The sequence below is a fragment of the Nitrobacter sp. TKz-YC02 genome, from assembly GCF_049852135.1.
Lineage (GTDB): Bacteria > Pseudomonadota > Alphaproteobacteria > Rhizobiales > Xanthobacteraceae > Nitrobacter > Nitrobacter vulgaris.
Genome location: NZ_CP180728.1, coordinates 1039749 through 1058207, shown reverse-complemented (window position 1 = coordinate 1058207; position 18459 = coordinate 1039749). Strand labels below are relative to the sequence as shown.

Genomic DNA, 18459 nt, shown 5'->3' with positions numbered 1-18459 from the left:
TCAGGATCGCCTAGATAAAGGATTCAATGGGCAGGAACGGCTTCGGCGATCGCAGCACTGATCGGCTTCACATTCCTGAAGCCAACTCGCGAGAACGAAACATAAAAAGCCGCCATATTCATTAGTGCCCAGACAACAAAGCCGAGCGTGTACCCCCCTAACAGGAAGTTGCTGGCTGCCAGAACAGCGGTCATCGTGAAACCGCAAGCCGCGCCGGCAGCTTTGGCCAATCCACTGACTGCGCCAACTTGTTCAAAGTACATCGGGATTAGCTTGATGACCACTGCCGCTGACGCGCCCGACAGCAACGCCAACCCGTAAATGGCGACCAACTCTAAACTCAGTGACATCTGCAAAGCCATCAGCACGGCGAGAACAGACATGGCACCGAACATCCAAGTCAAAAGGGAAAAAACCTCATAACGGTCAGCCAGCCAGCCCCCGAGCGGTCGGGTAGCTGCCACGCAAACCACCAGCAGCGGCGTGTAAAATGCCACTGCCGAGGTCGCTTCCACGTGCCAATGATCGACGAGATAGGTCGGCATCGTCGACGCGAAAAACACCAAGGTGCCGAACGCCACCCAATAAAGGCCAGGCACCAGCCAAACAACGACGCCCGAGCGGTAGACAGCCAAAATCTCCCGCGTCGACGTATTCTTAAGCTTCCTGTTCGGCGCATCAGACGTGAAAAACATGTAAACCGCCGCCATTAACAACGTCGGAATGGCGAAGATCGGGAATATGATACGCCAGCCCTCAGGATCGTTCGCATCTGCAACGCTCGTTATGACGAACGTAACAGCCATCATACCAAAGGTAATCCCGATATTTCCCAAGGCAAAAAGGCCCAAGGCCATACCCTGTCTGGACTTGGGATACCACGACGACACGTGAGCGTTACCTACCACGAAGGTCGCACCACCAAGTCCAAGCATCGACCCAAGGAATAGGAAGGAATAATAGCCCTCCGCAAAGGTTCCGAAAATCAGAACCACTGAAAGGCAAACCAGCAAAATCGTAAACACAGTTCGGCCACCGAACTTGTCAGTCCAAATACCTAGCGGAATACTGACAGCAGCGGCGAAGAGCGGTTCCATCGCAGCCAAAACAAGCACTTGCGTGCTTGTGAAATGGTACCACTCAATCAAAAATGGGGCGAGCGCAGAAAACATCCCCCAAATAGCGAACCCAAGCGAAAACGCTAAGGTTGAGATCCACAACACCTTCGCGTTGCCTTGCGGCTCGCTTGGCGTATCTACTTTGCCAACTGAATGTTCCACCGGTAGCTCCTACCTAAGAAATAATCTATCTAGCTGATTGCGTTGCTTCTCAAAAATCAGGTTAGTACCCGGATCCTGACCTTAGGCTACCGGCTCGCCGCGCTGCTAAGCCAACGGGATCCGCTCCGCACGATCTTCTCAACTGACACGTCAACTCATAATTCTCGCCGGCGAGCGAAACTCGCCGGCGAGAATATCTTTGTCTCTTTTACCAGAACGTAACTATTACGCCAAGCGACTAGTGAGCAGATCTCACAGTGTTTCTGATCTGAATCTGGTACGGCCGCCACAAGTACCAGAAGGGGAACATGATCAAATGCACAAGCCGGGAGAACGGAAACAGAGAGATCACCAAGAACCCGGTAAGCATGTGCGCTTTAACAGGAAGCGGCAAAGCCGACACATAGTGAGTTTGCGGATTCAGAGATACCAGCGAAATCAACCACGGCACCGCAGTATCGATGTACCAGTCAGCCCCCCAGCGGTAAGCCAGAGAAACCCAGAAACCAAGTGCGACCTGTACGAGGAGCGCGACCAGCAATATGCCGTCCATCGGGCTGGTCACGGCAAGAATCCGCTCCGTTGTGAATCGGCGCACAATCAAAACGCATAGGCCTATCAGCGCGGCGAAACCGAATGCAAAGCCAATCAGCTCGACAGTGTATAGCGCTGTCGGCGTAGATGTCAGGCTTGACCACATACCAGGAACAAGAAACCCGATCATATGAGCTAGCAAAACAACTACAATACCGTAATGCCAGGGTACGGAGCCCCAAAACAAACGGCGGTTCTCCAGAAGTTGGGACGACAACGTTGAATAGGAAAACCGATTTGTACGGTAGCGATGAACACCACCGATAACCGCCACCACGATCGCCAAGTATGGCAGAACCGCGAACAGGAATACGTCATACATAGAATTTGCCTCCGTCACACATGGGATATTCCTCTCACGCTCGCCAATCCAGCAGGTCGTCTGCTGCGACCTCCGCAAGTGGCTTATACACCTTGAAATGCTGCCGGCCGGCTTGGGTCCAGAATACGACATGCGTTTCTACTGGAGGACAGCCGGGATCGGAACAAGGAAGCTCCGACACCATGATCGTCTCGTCCTCGTCAAGATTGAATCGCTCTCGGGTCCAGCTAAGGACACGCTCCTGCTCGACTGAGCGGTCAGCGCCCTTCTTCGTCATACCCTCGCTTAGTAAAAGCCGTAATGAGTCGAGCACTTGATGATATGGGTGCGCGCGCTTCTCCGCCTCTTCCACATCATAATCTTCGCTCATGGCCAGCAAAAAGCCGCCCTCCAGTACATCACCCTGGCCTTGGCCCTTGAGTTGTTTACGATCGTCTTCCTGACTCTGTCCTTCAATCAACTTCCGCGCTTCGCGCTGCTGCGCCTTTAACTGCTTTCGCAAATCACGATCGTCGAGCTTCGCACGCTCAATTCCGGTGTCGCCATCAATATCAGCTGGTCCGTGTTGATGACTTTCCGTTTCCGGCTTCGTTGTCATACGCTCAAGCGCCGGCAACAACCCTTTGTTCAACAGAGCATCGATGTCTTCGCCCTCGTTCTGCGCAGCGAAGCGTAATACGATCGACAAGCGATCCGGCATTTCCGAAGCATCGGGCTCAAACCCGCTTGCACGATAACTTTTCTTAAGTTCGACCAAAAACACACTGCGCTTGTAGTTTTCACCGAAAAGCTGATAGCCAACATAGGGATGACATATCGAATTCAGATCAAAAAAGCCGCTATAAACCTCCTGCAGCTTTCCCTCCGGCGTCTGCTCGGCAAAATCTCGGAAGCCTACCAACAAAGCCGCGGCCTGCGGCTGCACAGATTTCACCAGTGCCACGCATTCGGCAGCCTTATGCTCTAAACCTGCAACAGGGTAATCGAGGATGTCAGCAAACAACCTCAAAACCTTAGCGCGGTTCGAATACAAAACCTCTGCACGATGCGAAAAACGACTCATGATTTCTATGTCGAGCCTAGGATACTAAACACATTATATAAGACAGTCTTCCTATTTCAGACCATCTTAGAACCACGCGAGACGGGTCCGAATGCATAACCCGGAACCGTCTCGCGCCTTGCCGTGCGGGAAGAGGGTCTATGGTCCTCTTGCCGGATCGGTGTGGAAGCCGACGCCGACCGCACCCTTGCGGATCGGATAGTTGTGAGAGACCGGGTCGAGCTGCGGGAACAGAGCATCAACCGCCGTCTCACGCTCCATCGGCGGAACCACAAAGCGTTCCTCGAAGGTCGGCATCGAGGTGAGCCGCCAGATCGCCTCGACCTCCGCCGCGGTGGTCTTGCCTTCGGCCAGCGCCCGCTGTACCTCCTCGTCCGGAATGTCCTTGACCTTCCTCGAACGCATGTAGACGCGCACCGCCACCAGCTTCTTGTAGACGCCGCGGATGATGTCCTCATTACCGCCCGCCAGCAAGCTCGCCATATAGCGAAGCGGAATACGCGAGCGTTCCAGCGAGCTCATCAACGGTCCCAACCGTGATTCACTAGCAATGTTGTCGTACACGCCGTTCTCCACCTTGGCCAGAACCGGCCCCAGCGGCGGCACGTAGAACAGCATCGGCAACGTGCGGAACTCCGGATGCAGCGGCAGCGCGATGCCCCACTTCTTGACGAACTGGAAGACCGGAGACTTCTGCGCAGCCTCGATCTTCGAATCCGGAATCCCGTTGGCCCTTGCAGCGGCGATGATCTCCGGATCGAACGGATCCTTGATGATGTTGCGTTGCGCCATCACCAGCTGATCCTGCGGCGACTTAGCCGTCTCTTCGATCGCGTCCGCATCGTAAAGCACGAGGCCGATATACCGGATGCGTCCCACGCAGGAGTGGAAGCATGCCGGCGGCTGGCCGCTCTCCAGACGCGGATAGCACAGGATGCACTTCTCGGCCTTACCCGTCGACCAGTTGAAATAGGTCTTCTTGTAGGGGCAGCCGGACACGCACATACGCCAAGCTCGGCAGCGCTCCTGGCTGACCAGCACAACGCCGTCCTCACCGCGCTTGTAGAGCGCGCCTTGCGGACATGCCGCAACGCAGCCCGGATTGAGGCAGTGATTGCAGATGCGCGGCAGATAGAAAAAGACCGTGCTGTTGATCTCGTTGATCTGACGCATCTCCTCATCGGAGGCGCCGTCGAAGTTCGGATCGTTGTTCGCGTAGACCTGCGAACCGCCGAGGTCATCGTCCCAGTTCGGTCCCGCCTCGATCGTGTCCATGTACTTGCCGGTCACCATCGAAATCGCCCGCGCAGTCGGCTGCTCGTCAGCCAAAGGTGCGCTGATCAGGTTCTGGTAATCGTAGGTCCAGGGTTCGTAGTAATCGTCGAGCGTCGGCAGATAGGGGTTGTAGAAGATGTTGCTCAGCGTGCCCCACTTGCCCTGCAGCCGCAGCCGCAGGCTCTTCTGCCTCTGACCGTCAACCACCCAACCGCCGCGATACTTGGTCTGGTCTTCCCAACGTGTCGGGTAACCCGTACCCGGCTTGGTCTCCACGTTGTTCCAGTACATGTACTCGGTGCCCTTGCGATCGGTCCAAATGTTCTTGCACGCGATGCTGCAGGTGTGGCAACCGATGCACTTGTCCAAGTGAAAGACCATCGAAACTTGAGCTCGGATGTCCATGTGTATACTCCTTCGTTCCTATGGCTCGTTCTTATGACTTCATTTTTCGATTGTCGTTGCGCACTTATCTGTTGCCGTTCTCATCGACAGTGTCGGGCGCAGGTGGTTTTGACGATTGATCGCCTCGCTTGCGACGTGAATCCACCGTCGCTTGCGCAGCAGCCAACGCAAGTCCATCACCCATGCTCGCTATTGTCGGATCGATATGCTGGTGTCCTGCTGGAGTTGGAGTGTCGCGTACTGTCACGATGCTACCCTCAAACTCGAGCGTCATACCGGCAAGCGGGTGATTCGTATCAACTACTACATACCCGTTATCCTCATCGACCTCGGTAACGATCACATTTTCAACTCGACGCTCGTCGTCGCTGTGCGCAAGAAAACACATTCCCGGCTCAATTTGATCTACACCGCCAAACGTTTCAGCCGGCACTCGTTGCTGCAACGCCTTGTCGCGTTCTCCATAAGCCTCTTCAGGCGGCAACGTCACTTCAAACCGTTCGCCCGCAGCCTTACCCTCGAGCGCACGCTCAAGGGCAGGCAGCAGACGTCCACTCCCGTGCTGATATTCCAACGGCTCATCGCCCCACACAGCTGACCGAATGTGACGAATCTGACCGTTAGTCCGCAGAGTGTAGTTAATGGTCACGTATTTCCCGACGCTAACCCGCTCAGGCGCACCGAAATGCGCCGGAGCCGATTCATGATCGTGATCATGCGTCGCGATATCGCCTACCATTCCAACTTCTCCATCTTACGCACGACGACATGGGTGTCGCGTGTGAAGATACCAGTCGGTCCCCAGTAGTTAAAGCCGTATGTAAACTGAGCATATCCACCGGCCAAGAACAATGGGTTGATACGAGTACGCGTCAGACTGTTGTGTCCACCGCCCCGCCACTTGCGTTCCTGCGACTTAGGAATGTACACCGTACGCTCGACTGCGTGGTAGTACATGCAAGTACCCGGTTGAATTCGGCGACTCACGTTGGCGCGCGTTACGACCACACCGTTGTCGTTGTAGACCTCGACCCAGTCGTTATCCTCAATACCGACCTTCTCTGCATCTCTATCATTGATCCACACCGGATCCATGCCACGAGATAGCATCAGCATGCGATGATTGTCTTTGTAAGTAGAGTGAATATTCCACTTACCATGCGGTGTGATGTAGTTCAGAACCAATGAACGATCATCAACCCGACTCTTAACAATATCACCGGTCTTGCGCGGATTAAGCCGCGGCTTGTACGTCGGAATATGCTCACCGAAGTCAAGGTACCACTGGTGGTCGAGGTACAACGACTGCCGACCAGTCAGCGTACGCCAAGGCACCAAACGCTCGACGTTCATACACCAGGCGGAATACGCACGACCATCGTTCGTCATACCCGTCCAGCAGGGGCTCGTAAGAATTCGTCTCGGCTGACGCGTCAGATCGTAGAAGGTCGACGAGACGCCCCTAGTGGGCTCCGCAATATCGACAAGCGGTAGGCCAACATGATGCTCCTCGTTATGGAAGCCCTGATAGCATACCTCGCCGTTTGCTTCTGGCGCACACATCAACAAGGTGTTGCATGCGTCAAGCACATCTTCCAGACTTGGATACCGCTTGCCACCCCATTCCACACACCGCATATGCCTCGCATCCGGCATCGGCATGACAGGATTATCAAGCATCTGGTCGTACTGCTTCTTGATCGGAATGTTCACACCGACCGCAGACACACCATCCTCGCGAGCCTTCGGACCAAACGAAATGAACTTGTTATACAAGTTCGCGTAATCTCGCTCGACCACTCGTACGTGCGGGAATGACTTGCCGGGCACCGGCTTGCACTCACCTTCAGCCCAGTCGAGAATCTCCGGCTGAGCCAGCTCATCAGGCGTATCGTGCATGAGCGGCTGAACAACCACGTCCTTAACCGGCTTCGAGAACGCCAGCGGAGCCAATTCACTGACCTTTTTAGAGATCAGCTTGAAGATCTCCCAGTCCGTCTTCGACTCCCACACCGGCGGAACCGCTTGCCCGAGTACGTGCAAGAACGAGTGCAAGTCCGTCGTATTAAGGTCGTTCTTCTCATACCAGAAGGCAGTCGGAAGCACGATGTCAGAATAAAGTGACGTCGTGTTCATACGGAAGTTAAGATCGACAACCAAATCGTACTTTCCGCGTGGCGCCACGTCACGGTACTTCACCGTATGCGTTTTGCCCTTAGCACGGTCCTCGGCAATCGAGTTATCGTGAGCTCCGAGATAATGCCGCAAGAAGAACTCGTGACCTTTAGCGCTCGACTGGATCGCGTTACCGCGCCAGATGAACCACATCCGAGGCCAACTCTCGTCAGCATCCGGATCATCGATCGCGAAGTTCACCTTCTTACTGGCGACCTGATCGACGACGTGTGTGACGATATCCTCCGTGCTCTTCGCACCCGCACGCTCGGCTTCAGCTGCCAATTCGATTGGGTTACGGTTGAAGTGCGGCGTGAATGGCATCCAGCCAGAACGTACCGACTTCGCCTCCAGGTCTATCGCATGACCCTTAGCCCATCGCGGATTCGGCGCAGTCAAGCCGTACTCCGTAAACTCCTGCTCGTAACGCCACTGACAGCTATGAGCATAGTGCCAAGTCGACGACTGCACGACCCGCGGCGGCTTGGTCCAGTCGAGCGCCATCGCAATCGTATTCCAGGGCGCAACGGGAGCAAGTTTTTCTTGACCAACGTAGTGGTTGATACCGCCACCGTTGACACCGCAGCAACCACACAGGATCAAGGCGACTGTCGCAGATCGGTAACAGAGGTTATTGTAGTACCAGTGATTGGCGCTGGCACCCACGATAACCATGGACTTGCCGTTCGTGAGCTCTGCGTTAGTCGCAAACTCCCGCGCAAACCTTATCGCCGTCTCACGGCCGATGCCGGTGTGACGCTCCTGCCAAGCTGGCGTATAAGGCGCATCCTCATCGTCGTAGCTGGTTGCAAACGAGCCTTCCAGACCACGGCTATGGCCGAACTGAGACATCATGATGTCAAAGCCGGTCGCAACGAGTACTTCGCCCTTGTCCGTAGCGATGCGCTTAACCGGAACGCCGCGCGAAACAACGCTACCGTTCACGAAATCGTCAAACCCAACCTGCACCACACCATCGGATTGATCGATAAAGCTCAAAATCGGATCGATCGGACTGTTATCCAACGTGTCTTCAGCAGACAGATTCCACTTACCATGCGTAGAACCCCAACGGTCACCGACCTGACCCTTGAACGCACGAGGCTCACCGGTGCCGGCATCAAGCACCAGCATCTTCCAGTCGCCGTTCTCGACGTCCTGATAGCGCGCAACACGCTTAGCGCGCAACAACCGGCCCGTCTTGTACGTGTTCCCATTGGGCTCCAGTTCGACAAGGAACGGAAGGTCAGTGTAGCGCTTCACATAATCGATGAAGTACGGAACCTGACGGTCGATATAGTACTCCTTGAGGATAACGTGATTAGCAGCCATCCAAAGAGCAGTATCCTGACCCGCCTGAAGCGGAATCCACTCGTCGCAATACTTAGCGATCTGACTGAAGTCCGGCGAGAGAACCACAAATTTGGTACCCTCGGTCCGCGCCTCTGCAATGAAGTGCACGTCAGGGGTACGCGTCATGTTCATGTTCGCAGCCATCGAAACAATGAACTTACTGTTGTACCAGTCTGCGCTTTCGCACACGTCGGTCTGATCGCCCCAAATCTCCGGGAACGACGTCGGCAAGTCGGCATACCAGTCGTAAAAGCTCATGTTTACGCCGCCGAAAAGCTGAAGGAAGCGCGATCCCGCAGCATACGACAACATCGACATGGCCGGAATGGGCGAGAAACCCATCACCCTATCCGGACCCCACTTACGGGCCGTATATAGGGCAGCCGCAGCAATCAGCTCGACCAGCTCCACCCACTTGGCACGGCGGAAGCCACCCTTGCCGCGCGCCTTCTGAATGCGAAGCCGCTTTTGTTCGTCTCCAACCAGGGAGGCCCAAGCCTGCACCGGATCAGGATGCGACGCCTTGGCTTCTTTCCAAAGGTCGTAAAGCGGACCGCGGATATATGGGTACTTCACCCGGATCGGGCTGTAGACATACCAGGACGCAGAGATACCACGCTGGCATCCACGCGGCTCGTAGGGCGGCAGACTGCGCTCTAGAAGCGGATAGTCAGTCTGCTGCATTTCCCAGGTGATGATTCCGTCTTTGACGTAGATCGCCCAAGAGCAGCCACCGGTACAGTTAACGCCATGCGTACTGCGGAAGACGTTATCATGAGACCAACGGTTGCGGTAAAACTCTTCCCACTTGCGCTCCCGGGGATTAACGAGGTCAAGTATCCAGCTCATCAGTGTCTCCTCGGTGCGTTCGTCCGGCCGCGAGGCCTATTACTATTACCGTCAGTTCCCTTAAACCTTCCGATCCAACCGTCGGAGTACATACCCGTAAACCAACCGCCGTGGTAGGGACCCGTGCTTCGTCCGGTCGTAGGCGTAGCCATCATCGGCCGCCGTACACCAAACTTCAGGCGATTCCGCCATCTGAAACCAGCAATCAACAACAGAATCACAGCACCCAAGCCAGTCAACCCCGCCAGCTGCCAGATTGCCGAAGCCGTACGTACGGCCAACCCTTCCTGAGCAAGGAAGGCAGCAACGTCTGCCCGCTCCTGCGGAGTCGGCGGTTGCTTCGTCCAAACTGCTTTCATGGTAGGTGTAGGCAGACCAGCCAGCCAGGACGACAGTCCGCTAGCTCCACCAAGTCGCTTTGCCACAGTGGTCAAATCAGGAGCAAGCGCTCCACCGCCGAAAGCTCCAAGGCCGCCGGTGCTGTGACACGCCATACAAGGGGGACCGCCATTAGCGAAGCGATCATTACCGGTGAACAGATCCTTGCCCTTTTCGGCATCACCCTTGAGGGCCGGTGCCGCAGCAGCTGAGGATCCTCCACCTCCACCCGTCTCCAGGAAAGCAATGATGTTGTCGACCTCAGCAGTTGACAACCCCAGATTGGGCATCTCCATGCCGTTATATTTAGCGAGCAGCTCGACCGCGACCGGATCTTTCTTAGCGATCATCGCGTCCGGCTTAGAGATCCACTCATGCAGCCATTCGGCAGGACGCTTTTTCGTAACGTCTTTCAGGTCGGGACCGACAAGATCCCCCCCGCCTATGCTGTGACATGCACTGCATGTCTTATCGTCGAATAATTTCTTACCGGCCGCTGCATCGGCTGCGTTAGCCACTGTCGGCAACGCTGCCCATATGGCTGTCGTAGCTAGCGCAACAACGGGCATAAATCGCCACGACGCTAGGGGCTTTTTGCTCATGATCCCTCGTCCTCAGATCCATATGATCGGGCGGGCATTAAGTTTTGTTAGATAACAGACGTTTCCCGCTCGTGACCCGTCGTTCTCAGACCCACATGATCGGCGACGGTAGGTTTATGCTAGACTAGAATCGTTAGAAAGCGCAAGGGCGTTGATCCTCAAAATGAGCATTTTTTTCGTCCTACGGAAGCAGTGTTGGAGAACGCGACCAACTATCTTTTTTCCGATTCAATGACGCAGTGCACCCTCAGATTACGCTTCCTCTTCAGCTAGCAAGCCCATCTACAATGAACAGATATAATGAACAAACCTCCTACGAGGAGAGGCGCCAGACTCAATATTCGGCAAGCAGGCTGGCGGTTGTCAGCGATCTCGTAAGAAGCTGTTTGCTCCAGCGCTCAACCGCTTGCACACAGGTTCATTTTGTCGCGGCCCGTGGGGACGGTGGCCGAAGCATGAACCAGCTTCCCGGTACCTGATTGTCGTGACGAGACGAAGACCGTTCGTTAAAGGCAGCCCAAGCACCAAGGTCACCCAAGTCCGACCTCACTGCGACGACTGTCCAGCAATCCGTATTCAGTCTGAATTACATTGAAGCCCGGCACGGAATCCTCGATCATGCGTCGGAATGTCCCTCCCCACGACCTAGGAGATTATCATGGCTAAGTCGCGCTTGCCCGCGTTCCTGCAGGACCATCCGGGTCTTGGCAGTCTTGGCAACGTGGAAGTGCCGCGACTGAAGCTGCTTCAGGCTTCATCGCCCGAACTTGCCCAAGCCGAGAACGCAAAAGAAGGCGAGTTCTGGCACAGCCTGCTGGGCCGCAGCATCGGATCGTCCATTCGCATCTGCCCGGTTTTTATCAACTGGTGCTTCATTTTATGGCGTCCGCGGGAAGCCGGCGGCGGAATTCTTGCGCGTGCGGACGATAGCAAACATTGGACTCCCGCCGATGCTGAATTTACGGTCAAGCTCAAAAGTGGCGATGAAGTCACGTGGAGAACTGGCCGCACGGTGACGGCATCGGGTCTGAATAAACGGGGCAGCTATAATCCGAACGATCCCAATTCACCGCCTGCAGCCACGCGCTTGTATTCGGTCGTATGTTCGTTTCCGGATCACCAAAATTGGCCGCCCGCGGTGGTGAATTTGCAGCGAACGTCCGAGAAGGCGGCGACCAAGCTGATCGATCAATTGAAAGTCCTTCGAGCGCCGTCTTTTGGAGTCATTTTGGAGATGGCCTCCGTTAAAGAAGAGTCTCCATCCGGAGAGTTCTATAACTACGCGTTCGAGCTTTATGGGCCGGTGGAAGACAAACCGTTCTACGAGGAAAACTCCAGGCAATACCGTTTTTTCATCGAGCACGGACTCAAGGTGAAAGACCTGGAGGGCGCGCAAGATGACTAGCTTGACGAGATCGTACCAACTTTGATGCGCTCGTGAAGGGATCGTTCCAGATCGAGCCCGCTTTACCGGTGTCTTCCGACAGGCATGAATGCGCCGATCGCGCGTATGATTTGGCGCAAACGTGGGTTCCATAGAAACACAAGTGCACGTGGATCAGGCAAGCCGGCGCTCAGCCTTCGGGCGGTTACGGGACATCGCTTTTGCACCTGGAGAACGGATGCTCTCCGGTTTCTCGGGTTTGGACAGGTCGCGATGGCCGATCCTGTGGATTGTCTGCTTCTTCCTGGTCCAGGCTGTGCCTGCCACGGTTATCCGCGCTGCCAACCTTGAGGAAGGACGCATTATCGCCATCGCACGCGGGGCCTTGGAAGCAGGTCATGGGCTGACCCCCTTCGTCTACGGCGAACGGTTCGCGGAGCGACCGGTTTTATTATCCTGGATAGCTGCACTCTTTGGCGAAACAACTGACGGCGTCACGCTATGGTCGCTGCGCATCCCCCACCTTTGCTTCTTCCTCGCCGGGGCGTTGCTGATCTACAGTTTGCTCAGATCTGTTGCTGGCAAGAGTGCCGCGATTTTCGGCGCACTTTGCTGGATCAGCATGCCCGTTGTCGCGCCAAAATTCATCAATGCCGAACCTGACATCGTTCTCTCGGTCTTGCTGTTCGGCGCGTTTTACGTGTGGTGGCAGGGAACTCGTGATGAGGGACTAACCACCGGACGATGGCTCTGTATCAGTATGTTGATCGCACTTGCCGGCCTGACGAAGGGGCCGCAGGAAGTTGCTTATTTCACTCTTGGCGTTGGCGCTTACATCGTTTTGAAGCAGCGCGATCAGATTCCAGCATTTGTCGCGGCGAACATCGGTGCCGGATTAGTCATTGGGGCCTGGTATGGCCTCGTTTATAAGCCAGGTGATGTCGGTACCTGGGAAGCCCATTCGCGTCTGACGCAGACGACTACCGGCCTGACGACGATTCTCGGACATGTGGATTTTGCCAAGAGCCTGGCTGTTGAGTTCCTGCCGGGCTCCATCCTGATAGGCCCTGCAATCATGATCGCCGTCCGCAGATGGCGAGATAATACTCAGCATGACCTGCTGCTTGCCGCGGTCCTTTACTCTGTCGCTTGCACCCTCGTTCTCCTGGTCTGGCCGGGCAAAGTGGCTGCACGCTATGCGATGCCAGGAACCATGACGTTAGCAGTGATTTGTGGGCTGATGTTTGAGAACTGGCGCCACAGCCATCCCAGGGTCATCGTGTCTGCACTGGTCGTGACCTGTATGATTTTTGGCGGGCTGCTGGTTAGAGGCTGGATGGTGATGCCCATCGCTCCGCACCTCTTTCAGGAGAGCCGTCTGGCGGGCCAGGCGATCGCTGCCGCCCTTCAGGAGCGACCTCTCTACATAGCAAGCGGAGATTCGACTGATCACAACATGCTGGTTTACGTGAGAGAACCAATAAGCGCAGTCGCGTTAGACGATCTGGCTAAACTGACCACCTCGGCCATCGCAGTTTTACGTCCCGAGCATCAGCGCGCCGTGCTTCAGATGAGGCCTGAGTTGCAGTTTGTCGAAAAGGGTAATGTCGTCTCCGGTAAAACTCGCTACAACATCGTCGAGATCATCCCTCCAGGATGAACCATGCAGATTTCACGAGCGGTTGCGATCATGTCAGTCTCTGGTCCGACACACTGTCCGCGGCGGCAGTCACGTCTGCCCAAATTCGGACCTTCGTCGGCTACCATCCGTTGTCAGACGGACGGCGGGGCGTAGGCGCAACCTGCTTTCGACCTCCAGCGCAGACAAACAACGACATGATGATAATTCATCAGTATTTTCAAAGCCTTGTATAGCTACTGCGGTCAACCCAGCGATCCCCCCCTGCGATTTCAATTGACCTCGTGGCCCTACTCAGTACTCTCGAAAGACTTGAGTATGCACCGTCTGATTTTGTCACGGACCGCGGCAGCCTCTCCCTGTCCGAAGACCAATTGATATGCTCGGTAAGCTGACGATTGACGCCCTGCCGTTTTATAGCGGCGTCGCCATGGCAGGAGCGCTGACCGTCGTGTGCGGCGCACTGGGCGTGATCGCAATCATCACGCGGCTCGGTCGATGGCGCTTTCTGTGGTCTGAATGGCTGACGAGCCTCGATCACAAGAAGATCGGCATCATGTACGTGATTCTGGCGCTGATCATGTTGGTGCGCGGCGTCGTTGACGCACTGATGATACGCACCCAGCAAGCATTTGCATTCGAACCGCACGGCTATCTGCCGCCGGACCATTTCAATCAGATCTTCACGTCCCATGCCACCATCATGATGTTCTTCGTGGCGATGCCGTTTGTGCTTGGTCTGTTCAGCATTGTTATTCCGCAACAAATCGGTGCGCGCCGGGTGGCGTTTCCGTTCATGAATTCGGCGGGCCTGTGGCTGACAGTATCCGGCGCGACATTGGTGATGATCTCGCTCGTCGTCGGCAGGTTCTCCACCGCCTATTGGACCGCGTACCCGCCCCAATCGGGAATGCAGTTCAGTCCGGACGTCGGCGTCGATTACTGGATCTGGGCAGTCTTGCTCAGCAGCGTCGGCTCAATACTGGCGGGAATCAGTTTTCTCGTCACGATCGTCAAACGGCGCGCGCCAGGGATGCGATTGATGATGATGCCGCTGTTCACCTGGACGGCGCTATGCACCAGCATACTGATCATCTTTGCCTATCCATCCCTGATTGTTGCCGCTGCGCTGCTTGGTCTCGATCGTCATCTCGGCACGCAATTTTTCGCTGGCAGCGACGGCGTCGCGAACTATGTCAGCCTGTTCTGGATCTGGGGACATCCACACGTCTACATCCTGATTTTGCCGGCTTGCGGCATCTATTCGGAAGTGGTGGCAACATTCTCGGGAAGGCGATTGTTCGGCTATGCGCCGCTTGTCTATTCCATCATCGCCATCACCGGACTGTCGTTAGTCGTCTGGCTGCACCATTTCTATACAATCGGCTCTGGCGCCGACGTGAACGCCTTCTTTGGCCGCGCGGCTCCGCTCATTGCCGTGCCCACTATCACGACAATCGTCTGCTGGTCGCTCACGATCTATCGCGGCCAGGTAAAATTCTCGGTGCCGATGCTTTTTACGCTCGGGTTTATCGTCACGTTCCTCGTAGGCGGTATCACGGGCTTTTTGTTCGCGGTGATACCGCCTAGCATCCACGACACCACGTTCCGAGTGGCGCATTTCCACAACCTGCTGATCCCCGGCGCGTTGTTCGGCTATTTCGCTGGCTATCAATACTGGTTCCCAAAGGCGTTCGGCTTTCGTCTCGAGGAAAAGTGGGGCAGACGGGCCTTCTGGTGCTGGATCGTCGGCTTCTGTCTGGCCTTCATGCCGCTGTACATTCTCGGCTTTATGGGAATGCCGCAGCGCCTCAATCGCAGCGACGTCGCCGATTGGCAGCCATATCTTATCGTCGCCCAGGCCGGCGTCATCTTCATCGTATGCGGCGTCGCCTTCCTGGCCATCCAGATCGGCGTCAGCATTCGTGACCGCAAAGCGCTTGCTGCCTCAAGCGACGATCCATGGAACGGCCGGACACTCGAATGGGCGACCGCCTCCCCGCCAGCGACCTACAACTTCGCCGCTGTGCCGCACGTGGAGGGCATCGATCCGTGGTGGACTCTGAAGCAGGCGGGAACTTTGGACCACAGGTCCGCGCGCTTTCATGACATCATCATGCCCGGCAAGAGCACCGCGGGAATCATGCTTGGCGCGATGTCGTTCGTGTTCGCCTTTGCAATGATCTGGCAAATCTGGTGGCTGGCCGCCGCTGGCGGGCTAGGCATTTTTGCCGTGGTACTCTCGCAGACGTTCCATGATCATGCCGGCCAACGTATCCCCGCGAGCGAAGTCGAGGCGATCGAAAGCCGGCGCGGCGTCTCGCCTGCACTCGGACGTGAGGCGCGGACGTGACAGATGCCGTCATCACCGCCGATCATGGCGATGAAACCAATGCCGAATCAGCCCAACGCGCTATCGCGGAGAAGACCTACGGCTTCTGGCTCTGGCTAATGAGTGATGCGATTATCTTCGCGCTGCTGTTCGCGATCTTTGTTGCGATGGCGCGAAATACCGCAGACGGATCGACCCACACGTTATTCCTGCTTCCCCGCATCTTCGCGGAAACCATGCTCCTGCTGGCGAGCAGTGCGACCTTCGGCTTCGCCAGCGTTGCGATATCAGCCGGGCAACGCAGGCGCGCGATCGTCTGGCTGGGGATGACCTTTATTTTCGGGCTCAGCTTCGTCGTCATGGAGATCTCGGAGCTTTATGGCATGGCCATCGCCAATGCCGGCCCGTGGCAAAGTGGCTTTCTTTCTGGTTTTTTCGCCTTGATCGGCACCCACGGAGCCCACGTCAGCTTCGGCCTGGTTTGGATTGTCTTGCTGGGATGCGAAATCGCATTGCGCGGACTCACCCCCATCGCCGCCTCGCGCCTCTACCGCCTGGGCCTGTTCTGGCATTTCCTCGTTATCGTCTGGATCAACATCTTCTCATTCATTTACCTGCCCAGGCTTCTCTAGCATGGCAGCAGCGCCGCAATCGTCCGAAAGGTCAAGCGTTTACGTCGCGGGGGGTGTCTCGATGAGATCGTACCTCGTCGGCGTCGTTCTAGCGTCGATGCTGACCGCGATTCCATTCGGCTTCGTCGCCACCCGCACGTTGCCTCCGACACAAACTTTGGTCGTCATCGCCATCGCTGCGGTTGCGCAGGTCGTTGTCCACTTGCGGTACTTCCTGCATCTCGACTTGAAATCATCGTCGCAAGACAAACTGATCGCGCTCTGCTTCGCCGCTATCGTGCTCTTTGTCCTAGTCGGCGGTACGATTTGGATCATGTTGATCGGTTCCCGCACTGCGTAGTCGGTGGTGCCACCGCGATATCTTAAAGACCCGCAAAACTGACGGCGATCGGAGCGCGGCCACCCTGATTGCATCCGCGATCACCAGCGATACACAGACAGGGTCAAGAATCGAAGGGTATTGGCCAGCTTGCCAGCGCTCGAACCCTGGCCCTCGGTGTTGTCGAGTGTCGGTCAGTTAGGACAACATTCGGATCACAGCCGCTCCTCTTGCTGACCTGTAGCTCCGACATGGTTGAACAAGCCCTTCCGGGTAGCCCCACTTGGAAGGGCATGCGGGCAGCACGTTTTGAAACGCAGAGCCGGCGACGGAACGAAGCGACATCGTGTCTGCTAATGGGGAGACACCCGAGGTCGATACGCATTGGTCGATACGCATTGAAACGCTTACTGTTGGAGCCCGAGACGCTTTATCGACCGCGCTTGCGGTTTGGGCGAGCCGACATCGCTCAACAAATTCCACAAGAACTCGCAACTCTCCTACCAAAACAATCAGTTGCGTCGGTCAAAAGCCGCCGAAGCGATCCGAATCGGTCCAGCACATCACCGAGATGTTTGCAGAGATCATCACGCCGACGACACATGAACGGTAAGGCATCCGTGGCGATTCGGGGAGAAATTGCGAGCTAAGTCGAGCGGTGCTGGCTGCGCCACCAAAAGCCGAAAGTGAAAAACACAGCTGCCGCGAGACCGAACCAGGTGATGGCGTATTGAAGGTGATCATCTTTCAAATGCACATCGAGCGGGCCAGGCTTCGGAACGCCGCTCGCAGGCGCCGGCGTCTCAAGGTCGATGTAAAACGGCGCGACGTTTCCCCAACCGAGAGCCTGTGCCATCGCGCCTATGTCGCGCGAGAACCACAGCCGCTTGTCGCGACTGGCAGACGCAGTCAGGGCGCCAGCTTCTTCCGGAAAGCGGAGATAACCCGTCATCACCACGGGCTGTCCCGTCACCAACGATTTCACGGCACGATCCTGCTGGTTGCGATCCTGCGTGGTGTTCTGCACGAAGCCCGTATTAACAACGACTACGCTCCCGTCAGCCAGTCGCGCGGGCAGAAATGCCCACGTGCCAAGCCCAACATCCGGGCGCACAGCCGAGCCGGAGCTGTAAACCATTGCGTCGGGTCGCGCTTCGTAGGTCGCCGAAAAACTCACCCGGCGAAATTCATCCCTGGCCGACGATAATGTCGCCCAGTCTGCCGGCGGGTACAAAGCGATGGGCGCGGTGGTCAATCGCTCAGTGAGCGCTGCTATCAGCGTGTGCTTTTCGGCCCCGCGCCGCAACTGCCAGACGCCAAGACCGACGAGCACGACGACCATGACCAGCGCAACGAGGCCGAGGCCGAGACCGGCGCTGCTACCGCGACGGCGGGAGGGTTTCATGGACGATTACGAGGGACTACGCGTCCCTCAGCAGCCTTGTGATGGAACTGGAGGCTGATCAGGAGCGATTTCATTGCGCGCAAGGGCCACAGGGTCACAGCGAGGACGAGCGGGATCCAGAGAGCTGCATGGATCCAGAGGGATGGCTGATACTTGACTTCGACGACGAGTGCGGCGGCGACGACGATGAATCCCGCGATGAGGATGATGAACACGGCGGGTCCGTCGCCGGCGTCGATGAAGGAATAATCCTGCTCGCAAGCCTCGCAGGAGGGCCGCAGGGTCAGGAATCCGGAGAAGAGTTTTCCCTTGCCGCAGCGCGGGCATTTGCAGGCGAGCCCGCGCAGGATGGTCTGGGACAATGTCGGTCGAGCGAGATTGGACATCAGCGTTTCTTCCGAAAGAGAAAAGGGCGGCCCGGCGGCCGCCCTTGTCTTGATGGTGTTGAGCGG

General features: G+C 56.4%; 14 protein-coding genes. 5 read left to right on the top strand and 9 right to left on the bottom strand.

All coding sequences use genetic code 11. The features are described 5' to 3' along the window. Positions 1–23 precede the first annotated feature (23 nt). The 7 genes from ACM561_RS05010 to ACM561_RS04980 form a co-directional block, all read right to left on the bottom strand. Positions 24–1280 (bottom strand): MFS transporter, encoded by a 1257-nt coding sequence (locus ACM561_RS05010; RefSeq protein ID WP_425908514.1) that lies wholly within the window; start codon positions 1278–1280, stop codon positions 24–26. Between the two features lie 238 nt (positions 1281–1518). Then, positions 1519–2196, bottom strand: a complete 678-nt coding sequence (gene narI / locus ACM561_RS05005) for a respiratory nitrate reductase subunit gamma (protein WP_079447822.1) — start codon at positions 2194–2196, stop codon at positions 1519–1521. A 34-nt stretch (positions 2197–2230) separates the two neighbouring features. Continuing rightward, on the bottom strand, positions 2231–3259 hold the full coding sequence (narJ, locus tag ACM561_RS05000) for a nitrate reductase molybdenum cofactor assembly chaperone (RefSeq protein WP_425908512.1): 1029 nt from the start codon (positions 3257–3259) through the stop codon (positions 2231–2233). Positions 3260–3397: 138 nt separating this feature from the next. Further along, entirely contained in the window at positions 3398–4939 is a 1542-nt protein-coding gene (gene narH / locus ACM561_RS04995; RefSeq protein ID WP_425908511.1) for a nitrate reductase subunit beta, read from the bottom strand. Positions 4940–5003: 64 nt separating this feature from the next. Continuing rightward, positions 5004–5678 carry an FKBP-type peptidyl-prolyl cis-trans isomerase gene (locus ACM561_RS04990; protein WP_425908509.1) on the bottom strand — a complete coding sequence of 225 codons (675 nt, stop codon included), beginning with the start codon at positions 5676–5678 and terminating at the stop codon, positions 5004–5006. Next, entirely contained in the window at positions 5672–9316 is a 3645-nt protein-coding gene (locus tag ACM561_RS04985; RefSeq protein WP_425908508.1) for a nitrate reductase subunit alpha, read from the bottom strand. Before ACM561_RS04985 ends, ACM561_RS04990 begins: the two co-directional genes overlap by 7 nt. Beyond that, positions 9316–10296 carry a c-type cytochrome gene (locus ACM561_RS04980; protein WP_425908506.1) on the bottom strand — a complete coding sequence of 327 codons (981 nt, stop codon included), beginning with the start codon at positions 10294–10296 and terminating at the stop codon, positions 9316–9318. Before ACM561_RS04980 ends, ACM561_RS04985 begins: the two co-directional genes overlap by 1 nt. 658 nt (positions 10297–10954) lie before the next feature. On the opposite strand from ACM561_RS04980, the gene ACM561_RS04975 reads away from it, so the two are divergent. The 5 genes from ACM561_RS04975 to cyoD all read left to right on the top strand — a co-directional run bounded on the left by ACM561_RS04975 (position 10955) and on the right by cyoD (position 16623). After that, entirely contained in the window at positions 10955–11701 is a 747-nt protein-coding gene (locus ACM561_RS04975) for a hypothetical protein (RefSeq protein WP_425908504.1), read from the top strand. Between the two features lie 217 nt (positions 11702–11918). After that, positions 11919–13340, top strand: coding sequence for an ArnT family glycosyltransferase (locus ACM561_RS04970; protein WP_425908502.1), 1422 nt, complete (start codon positions 11919–11921; stop codon positions 13338–13340). Between the two features lie 358 nt (positions 13341–13698). Beyond that, the gene (locus ACM561_RS04965; RefSeq protein WP_425908500.1) at positions 13699–15672 is read left to right on the top strand and encodes a cbb3-type cytochrome c oxidase subunit I; all 1974 of its coding nucleotides are present in this window, start codon (positions 13699–13701) and stop codon (positions 15670–15672) included. Continuing rightward, positions 15669–16283, top strand: coding sequence for a cytochrome c oxidase subunit 3 (locus ACM561_RS04960; RefSeq protein ID WP_425908498.1), 615 nt, complete (start codon positions 15669–15671; stop codon positions 16281–16283). The genes ACM561_RS04965 and ACM561_RS04960 overlap by 4 nt, the downstream gene beginning before the upstream one ends. A 61-nt stretch (positions 16284–16344) precedes the next feature. Then, entirely contained in the window at positions 16345–16623 is a 279-nt protein-coding gene (cyoD, locus tag ACM561_RS04955; protein ID WP_425908497.1) for a cytochrome o ubiquinol oxidase subunit IV, read from the top strand. A gap of 625 nt (positions 16624–17248) precedes the next feature. On the opposite strand, the gene ACM561_RS04950 is transcribed toward cyoD, so the two are convergent. Together ACM561_RS04950 and ACM561_RS04945 are read right to left on the bottom strand one after the other, a co-directional pair. Next, the gene (locus tag ACM561_RS04950) at positions 17249–18007 is read right to left on the bottom strand and encodes an SURF1 family protein (protein ID WP_425908495.1); all 759 of its coding nucleotides are present in this window, start codon (positions 18005–18007) and stop codon (positions 17249–17251) included. After that, entirely contained in the window at positions 18004–18393 is a 390-nt protein-coding gene (locus tag ACM561_RS04945) for a DUF983 domain-containing protein (RefSeq protein ID WP_425908493.1), read from the bottom strand. Before ACM561_RS04945 ends, ACM561_RS04950 begins: the two co-directional genes overlap by 4 nt. Between the last annotated feature and the right edge of the window lie 66 nt (positions 18394–18459).